The sequence below is a fragment of the Pseudescherichia sp. genome (assembly GCF_031998825.1).
Classification (GTDB): domain Bacteria; phylum Pseudomonadota; class Gammaproteobacteria; order Enterobacterales; family Enterobacteriaceae; genus Pseudescherichia.
In genome coordinates this window covers 22,312-30,757 of record NZ_DAMACX010000044.1, presented here as the reverse complement: position 1 = coordinate 30,757, position 8,446 = coordinate 22,312, and the positions used below count along the sequence as shown (strand labels likewise).

Annotated in this window: 6 protein-coding genes; all 6 read right to left on the bottom strand. The window is 57.5% G+C overall.

The genetic code is table 11. The annotated features are described in order from the left end of the window. Positions 1–218: 218 nt before the first annotated feature. From tssJ to RTP97_RS17165, 6 genes are read right to left on the bottom strand one after another with little or no spacing between them, the layout of a single operon-like run. On the bottom strand, positions 219–755 hold the full coding sequence (gene tssJ / locus RTP97_RS17190; protein WP_409455958.1) for a type VI secretion system lipoprotein TssJ: 537 nt from the start codon (positions 753–755) through the stop codon (positions 219–221). Beyond that, positions 736–1,836 (bottom strand): type VI secretion system baseplate subunit TssG, encoded by a 1,101-nt coding sequence (tssG, locus tag RTP97_RS17185; RefSeq protein WP_312415820.1) that lies wholly within the window; start codon positions 1,834–1,836, stop codon positions 736–738. The genes tssJ and tssG overlap by 20 nt, the downstream gene beginning before the upstream one ends. Further along, positions 1,791–3,554 carry a type VI secretion system baseplate subunit TssF gene (tssF, locus tag RTP97_RS17180; protein WP_312415818.1) on the bottom strand — a complete coding sequence of 588 codons (1,764 nt, stop codon included), beginning with the start codon at positions 3,552–3,554 and terminating at the stop codon, positions 1,791–1,793. Before tssF ends, tssG begins: the two co-directional genes overlap by 46 nt. A gap of 30 nt (positions 3,555–3,584) precedes the next feature. After that, complete coding sequence (locus tag RTP97_RS17175) at positions 3,585–6,998, bottom strand: ImcF-related family protein (protein ID WP_312415817.1); 3,414 nt, start codon at positions 6,996–6,998, stop codon at positions 3,585–3,587. Further along, positions 6,985–8,145, bottom strand: a complete 1,161-nt coding sequence (locus tag RTP97_RS17170) for a hypothetical protein (RefSeq protein ID WP_312415816.1) — start codon at positions 8,143–8,145, stop codon at positions 6,985–6,987. The genes RTP97_RS17175 and RTP97_RS17170 overlap by 14 nt, the downstream gene beginning before the upstream one ends. A 3-nt stretch (positions 8,146–8,148) precedes the next feature. Then, positions 8,149–8,415 carry a PAAR domain-containing protein gene (locus RTP97_RS17165; protein WP_312415814.1) on the bottom strand — a complete coding sequence of 89 codons (267 nt, stop codon included), beginning with the start codon at positions 8,413–8,415 and terminating at the stop codon, positions 8,149–8,151. Between the last annotated feature and the right edge of the window lie 31 nt (positions 8,416–8,446).

Here is an 8,446-nt window from a genome sequence, read left to right as displayed (position 1 = left end):
CACATTTTCCTCAGTGTATGAGTAAAATGTGTCAACGCTATTCAGGACGGGTCACCTTCATTAAAAAGGCAGCGCCTCATGCGCTGCCTTTTTATTTATGCTTATCCACTGGGTTTATTTACAGCGGCCTTATCTACTCACTATGAGCTCATTTTAACGAACAGGCTTAGTGCGATACTTTATTTATTACTTATGAGCATTGCATATCACTTGAAAGCTCATTCATCTTTCAGTGCCTTAAGCGTCAGTCGGTTATTGCCTGCCTCGATGATTCGGGCGTTGTCCGGATCCAGGTCGTCATGGCTCAATACCACCCGCCAGGTGTTATTCGCCTGATCCGGGGAGAGAAACATCCCCGCTACGGCGACATACTGCGCATTGTCATCCATCGGCATATCGAGCATCACCGCTCCACCCGGTTGCAGGCGGACATCTTTTTCAACTATCAGATCGGCTTTGATGGCCCTGCTATCGGTTGCAAACAGTGACGGATAGTCTGTGGTATCAAACGTCTTGCGGTCCTTAAGCTGGTAGATCCGTATCACGGTAGACAGCGATACACCGCCAGCATTTTTATTGACAGCTTCACGGGCGCGAATATCAAGATGCAGGGTTTTCACCTGCTTATAAAAAACAGATTTGGTCATGGCTATCGTGCCGTCCGCAACGTCCTGGGTCAGGCCACAGCCTGTCAGCATCATAGCGATACCCGACGCCAGTACAAATAAGGTGGTTTTACCAGCGGTAGTCGCCATCTTCATTAGTCTCCCTACGGTGTATATTTTCCTGCACCCGCTCATAGCGGCCCAGGTTAATGAGGATTGTGTTTGTTTGCGCTGCAGCAGCTGAGTTCAGGGGGCGCATGACGGCCGTCCATCCGAGTCGCCCGGCTCCCGGACGCGGCTGGCTATTTATTGTCACATCCGGAAGCAGGCTTCGCGCAACGCACAGCTGCAGGCGAACATCGAGACGTGACCCGAGATAGACATGCAGCAGCGCCATAAGATCGGTATGAAGATCACCTCCGGGTAACCAACCCTCTACTTCCTGCGGATCCGTGGTGGTGAGCTGCATCAGCACCTGACTGTTCACGTCGGTGGCATAGCTCCCCATCACCGGGCGGTTTGCAAGGGTGACGGGCTGGCGTATGCTCATGGCCAGCGGCTTTTTCAGCGGGACACGTCTCCTGTCGTGGTGCCAGATTTTCGCTTGCGTCCCCGGTGCCAGCAGACGAACGAGTGCCGCCATCCCTTCGGCCGTTCGCCCTGGTAACAGCATGACCGGCAGCAGCGCCAGAAAGCGTGATGCCGGTGCTGCAATACTCTCTGCGCAGCCGTCAATCCCAAGCCCGGCGAGTCCCAACAGGTACTGTGAGGTCCTGTCTTTTCCACCCTCTTCGAAGGTTGCCGGATACGAATACTTACGCCAGATGCGATAGTACTGGGCGATCAGCCGGTGGTTAAAGATATCGAGAAAATTCGCCGTGGCTTCGTAGCCTTCGCGTCGCCGGGCAATATCGTCAATGTAGTGAGTCGGTAGTGGGGACTCCACGCCATACAGTCCCATAAAGGTGACACGCACCGTGTGCGGCAGGTGCGGATGGGCTGGCGGCTCAAGTGCTTTGATCTCCGAGGCCGGGAAACCCATCCCCGGATGCGGCCGGAAACGCACCGGCTCATGTCGCACCTGCCATGTACTGCCGATGACAGGTTTATCGGGCTGGCTCTGCTCCAGCAGTTGGCAAAAGCGGTAAAAGTTAATGTATGGTAGCCGGTCGCCCAACTTGTCCATCAGCCGGGCAGGCGCGGATTGTGATTCTCTTTCCACCGGATGCATTTTCCTTCTGGCTGAACAATAAGCGTGAGCTGGTTGAACTGATTCATGTCTGCATAGAGCGCAAAAAAGCGGTTGAGCATTTCGCCAAACAGGTGAACATCACCCTCCCCCGTAAACCCGCAGCTGTCGAGAGTCACCTGGATATCCAGGCCCCGCAGCAGAAAGCCCTGCTCAAAACGCTGAAGACGGTGGTGTTCCACATGCTGAATTGCCTCCAGACGTCGGGTGTTCAGTTCATCCTCCTGCCAGTTATAGAGCGCCAGAGTGCCACGCAGCACTTCGGCGGTACTCATCATGTTCAGGAACCCGGAGCCCAGGTGGCTCAGGACTCGCCAGTGGAAACGGTCTTCTGCAGGCAGGTAAACCGGCAGCGTAGGCTTGCAGAGGTTTTTCACCGACAGCGGCGTCTGCACTACCTGCTCGCAGCGATCCAGCAGCGTGCTCTGCAGCGCCCGGCGCGGTAACTGGCCGTTGGTGCCGGTGATTTGCAGCGAGACGGCTTCGCGCTCAAACAGACGGTCCTCTTCCCACTGGTGGCCGCCGAGGATAAGCCAGGTATCATACAGCCCGGTGACACCCCGCTTAACACGGGTGTGGTAATACCGGGGCGGTGCCTGGCGGCGCATCATCCCGCCCTTGTGGCGGAAGCTGCTGAACGGCACGTATTCGGCATCACGGGTCCGGTTTGACCCGGTGACCGAGTCCACGGCATAAATCTCGGTGTGTCCGTCCTGCAGTCGTTTGGGGCGCAGCAGGTATTCACTTTCAAGACCAGTAATGGTGAGCGGGTCCGCTTCCAGCGTGAACAGGTTGATCACCGGCACACAGTGGAGACGAACCGCGTCATCGGTGACCGGCAGGTCTGATGGCCACAGCGTACTGAATACGACCTCAATGTCGAAGTACTCCGTCCCTGTAGGCGGCGTGATACCGTCCAGTCCATTGAGATGGACAAACATAAACTTGTCGCGGAAAGTGAAGTACTCCAGCAATAGCTGGTAGCCGCTGAAGGCAGTATCGCCTTTCGGCCACAGCCCGTCTTCTTCCGCAAATCCTCCCGGCGAGAAGTACCCGTCAAGGCGAATACGATCGGTCTGCCCGGCCAGGCGCATATACAGTGCGGCCTGCCGTCTGGCCAGCATCAGATGCAGCTGACTGCTAACGGGGGCGTCCGCACCGAGATAGAGACTCAGGCGACTGAGGTCAGCATGGGACCAGTCCGCCTGCATGCTGCAGGCAAAACGCATCCGCAGCAGCGAACGCCCGTCAGGCCCGGTGGTCATGGTCACCCCTGAGATATCAATAGGATTAAGCATTACATCCCGGGTGGTGCGGTAGCGGCAGACCGTGTTCTTTGGTCCCACCGGGCGAGAGTACACCTCAAGGCCCGCAGGCATCACTTCCGCCATCTTCACTGCCTGAAGCGCAGTTGTGAATGACACAACCGAGAGTGACGGAATGGTGCGCAGGTAGTGTGGCCAGAGCATGCTGACCAGCCCTTCAGTCAGTTCCGGCAGGTCGTCGTCAATCTTCTCCCGCAGCCGTCCCATCGAGAAAGCAAAGCCTTCAAATAGACGTTCAACATACGGATCGGGCGTGCCAGCCTTATCCAGATCCAGCATCGCGGCCCGGTCCGGGTGGGTCTGTGCAAACTCTTTGGCGGCTTCACGGAGGTAGCGCATTTCTGCGTCGTAATAACGCAGGGTCAAATCGTCCATTAGTTCATTTTTTCCTGTGAAAGGGACTCATCAGTAGTCCCTCTGTGTATTTCTGACCATGCTGGCAACCGGCTCTGCCGTTGCCTCGTCGGACATACTGAAGATGGTCTCAGGCAGGCGGAAATTCCGCAGCTTCAGCAGCGCCAGTGGCCCCTCTCCCGCTTCGGTACGCAGGGTGTAATTGAGCGTGCGACCGTCCTGCGCCTTCCAGCTCAGGCTGTAGCTGCTGCTGACTCCCGGGTAAGCACTGACGGCGGCTTTATCGAGCAGGCGGATCCAGCCCCAGCTACCCGGGATATCCGCATACTGGCGGGTTCCCGCCTGGGTACTGATCCAGCTTAAGTCAGCCCCCGGAGCCTCAGTATCGGCAGGCCAGGTGAAGCGCTTCCATACCGGCAGCTGGTTGACATAGGTCAGTTTCTGGCTGTCGATAATCATGTCGGTCTGCATCACGCCAGCGGCAGTGCCCGGACGCAGCTCGAAGTTCATGCCGGCATTGCCTTCGGTGAAGGCCACATCCGAGATATGGCTCAGGGTGTTGATGGCATTGAGGAACACCGGGTTAAAGGTCAGCCCCTGGGCGTTAATGCTGTCCGGCACCCAGTGATTACCTTCCCTGTGCAGCACGCCCTTAAGGCAGGTCTGGAGAAACTGCGCGATACGGCCGGAATCCGCATTGAGGTATCTGGCGAGCAGCGGCAGAGAAACCTCACTGCTGCTGTCGCTGAACGGATAACGACCACCGAAGGCGGCGTTCCACTCGCTCACCACCGCCTGTTGCCACTGGGCATTGAGGCTGTCCGCCGCCGGGGTCAGCACCTGCTGCCAGGCCTGCTCCATCGGATCCACAAACACGGTGCGGCCAAAGCCACTCCACTCCTGCCCCAGCCCGGCGGCAATCAGGCTGCCATAGTCGCGGGTTTCGGTCAGATCCACCGCTTTGCCCTGGAATACCGTCTCGGCGATGGTCCGGGTCATAGCCTGCGGGTCAGCGGCACTGGTGACCTGCTGCAGGCGCAGACGCACCTGCGTCACCCGGGTCAGATACGGCTCCAGGCTCTGCGCCTGTGCGCCCGTGCGGCTCCTGTCCATCAGCGCCAGCACCGGGCCAAAGGTCGCATCCAGCGGGCCATGCACACCGGCACTCTGGTCAATGGCATCCTCGCTGTCACCGCCCAGCAGGTTTTTCGCTGATTTAACCAGCGAATCGGAAATCGCCTCGCCGGTTTGCCCGGTGCGCCCCTGTACGTTCAGGGTGTTCATCAGCGCCACCAGCGGTGACTGGCGCACGTCAGCCATCAGGGTCAGCTGGTCAATGGAATCCGACAGCGTGGCGGCCGGGTTCCAGCGCAGGCTGTTGAGGAACGCCAGCCAGGCACCGCCAAAGTCGGCAAAGTAACGCGCCGTCAGGCGTTTTTTCAGCGCTTCCGGAGAGAGGTCCTCCTGCACCTTATGTTTACTGTCGGTCAGCACCCAGTCGAGTTCATCCCGGCGGGCCTTCACCACGTTCCCGATGGCGGGCTGTACCGCCTGCTCCCAGGCCTGACGGGTAAACATTCCGGGCACCACCTCAGTGGTGCTGAACAGGCGGGCGGCATCGGTATCGCCGGTCATGTCTTCAAGGCGCATATCGACATAGAGATGCGCCACCCGTGAGAGCATCTTCTGGTACAGGGTCGATTCGCTGTTACGCATCCCCATCAGGCGAACCAGCAGGGAGCGCGCCTGGCTGACCATGCTTTCATCTGCCCGTAACGTCCCCTCCGGATGTGTCGCGAGCTGCGCACCCCAGAACGACAGCAGTGACGGGGCCACGCCCTGCCAGACGCTGTCCTTCACGCCATCGCGCTTCGGCCAGCTGTGCAGCAGCGCAGAACTGAACCAGGCCGCATCCATATGTTCCGGGCGGGCCAGCATCAGGTAAAGCTTCAGCTGGTCATACGTAGTTTTTGCCCTCTGTTCACGCAGCGGACTGCCCGGCGGCAGCGCATTAAAGACATTAATTTGCTTCTGCAGATGGTCTGCGGCTGCATCCCGCAGCAGAGGCCGGGCGCTGTCAAGGTAGCGTGGCCAGAGGGCCGCCAGCAGCGCACTGTTCTGGCTCAGTCCGGCCTGCTCATACCACGGCACGCCGTGCTCAGAGCGGTAATGCAGGCGGGCCAGCGTTTTTTGCAGCTCCGCCAGGGCGTGCAATTGTGCTGCCAGCGGCTGGTTTTGCCGGGAAGCCATCACAGCCTGGGCATTCGCACCGGCAATCTGGCTGCGGTTCGTGATATACGCGATACCCATCCACGCCGCCCAGCCCACCATCGTAAGCGCAGCAACAGACGCCATCACCTTCGGCCACGGAATGCCCGGCCTGCGGGGACGCAGTGCGGCAGGGAGCATCCGTACAGACTCAGGCAGAGCCTCCCAGCGTTTATCCATACCCCAGTGATGCTGCACAGTACGTTCCGCACCGGCAGAAGGCTGGCTGAACACCACCCCGGCCAGCGGCAGCGGACGGTACGGATTGAGCATTACCGACAGCGGCGCGGTCACGCTCTGTAGTTCGCGGACGAGCTGGTCGGCAAGCCGTAGCAGGAAGTTATGTTTCACCTCACCACAGGTCTGCTGCAGCCCCTGCGCGATCAGGTCCGGCGTCAGGGCGGCAAGCTGTGCTGTTAATTCTTCGCTACGGCACCCGGCAGGTAACAAACAGCCTGCGGCCTGCACAATGCGCCCTTCCGGCTGACCGGCGCGCGGATGCAGGGACCAGACATACAGCGGGAGCTGCCAGCCCAGCACGTTCATGCGTTCGCTGATGGCATGGGACAGGGAGTCCATGGTGCTTTCAGACGGTACCGGCAGCGGTCGTTCCGATCCCGGCGCTGAAAGCTGGTCCAGGGCTGAGGTGACCCACACCAGGCCATCCACCGGTCGGCGGCGCAGCTTACGCAGCGCGGTCAGCCAGGCACTGTCGGCCGGGGTATTGAGGTCACCGCCCCACAGCAGCAGTGTCCCGCGATCCTCCTGCCAGAGCTGGCTGACAAGGCCGGGGGTCAGCTGCTCCGCCTCTGAAGCGGTCCCGGCGATCAGCAGGATGCGGACTTTGCTGCCCCAGCGGCGGCCGTAGAGGTTGCGCATGGCTTCACGTATTGCGGTGACGGTGACGTTACGGGGTGCGGTCTGTCTGACGCAGCCTTCATCGGCAGGCAACACACTTTTGCGTCTGGCCTGAAAACGGGACCACTGTTGTTTTATTGCAAGACCGATAGTTTTGCCGTGGCGGATAAACAGCAAAAGGATCATCGCTGCCACAAAGCCCAACAGTTTCAGGCCATTGCTGGTCAACCCAATCGCATCGCCTTTTTTCCAGATGGCCAATGCCACTGCAGCGGCAATCAGCGCAGTGATACTGAGGCGTCCCCAGTTGCCACGCCACACTGAACTATCCTTCGCCATTCGTCACATTTCCTGTAGTTACAGTATTGATATAACGCTGCTCTTTATCACCAGAAAGCATCAGGCAACTGTCCTTTGTATGAGCAGCAGTCTCGCTGACCACAGCAGCCGTTATCCACGGGGAAAAAGGACCGCTGTGTCCGGCATATTTCTCCAGCCAGTGGCTCTGCTGTGGCTTCCAGCTGCCTTCATATTTTTTCGCACTTGCCAAGAGCGTCGAAAAAACTTCTCCCCACGTTATGCTGTCTCCCACAATCGCACCTGCAGTGATGGACTGTGACTGAGTGGCGAAGAAAGTGTCCAGTTCGTCTGTCAGATCCTGAGTCGGCTCAAGCGACATGGGCCGAAGTAAACGAGCGTGATGACTGAGCTGATATTTGGTCGCCACATCATCGGAAGTCAGCAATAAGGCCGCGAGCGCATCGCTGTATTCACCTCTTCCCACGGTCTGATGAACAAGAAACAAATCAACATCCAGCGTCGCTGACTTGATGCGTTCCGCTGCCCATGCGAAAGACCTGCTTTTTACACACACAAGCTGAGGCACAGGAAAGGATTGCCCTGCGATGTATTGCCAGGCCAGAGAAAATGTCTTCTGCAATGAGTCCTCAGACTCGGATGAATCAGTGATCAGCGTTACAGTAAGTGGAAGAATGGATAAGTCCTGTAAAACCGAACTATCCAGACCGCCAAGCAGGGCAGAGAATGCATCTTCCCCGGGGGGCAATACTATTTTTCGGGTAAGTGAATTACTCTGTTCGAGATCTTTGGGGGCCTGCAGAAAGATTAATGGCGTCAGCCTATCAGGCAGGATGACCCGGCTATACAAGACCGCCAGATAACGCCCGGCCCAGGAAGTCCATTGCTGTTGCGCATAGTCTGCCTCACCGGATTCAAACTGATGCTGGTCCATTACGTGGTTGTAAACCCAGCCGCGAAGGCAAATCGCAATGAACCAGATAAAAACTGGGATTCCGGAAACAATCCATATACTGAATTTTTGTAATGCTCCCAAAAAATCATTAGCGTGGAGAACAAAGAGCAGGACTCCAGTAATAACAGCAATGAGGCCCACCATCAGCCACAAAGCTAGTGACGGTTCTTCTGGCTCTGCGGTGATAGTGGCTTTCTGACGATCCCAGCTCATAATTTATCCTACAGAACAATCCGGAGCACTGGAGATAACATGGCAACCGCATTCACATTCGCAGCCATCCACGACAACGGACTTCTCATCAGAGATCCATTCTGGCGACCCTTCGATAATGGCATTAATACCATGGCCTTCAATCGGACAATTAACTTCATCACTAATAAGTGCCACTTTTTTGCCATTAACAATCAAGGTCGAAGATGCAGAAATAACCTCACCGCCGTGAGTGGTTTTATCTCCGAGCAATACAAATCCTTTAGACATTTATATCCTCCTGCACAAATTATGGTGTACT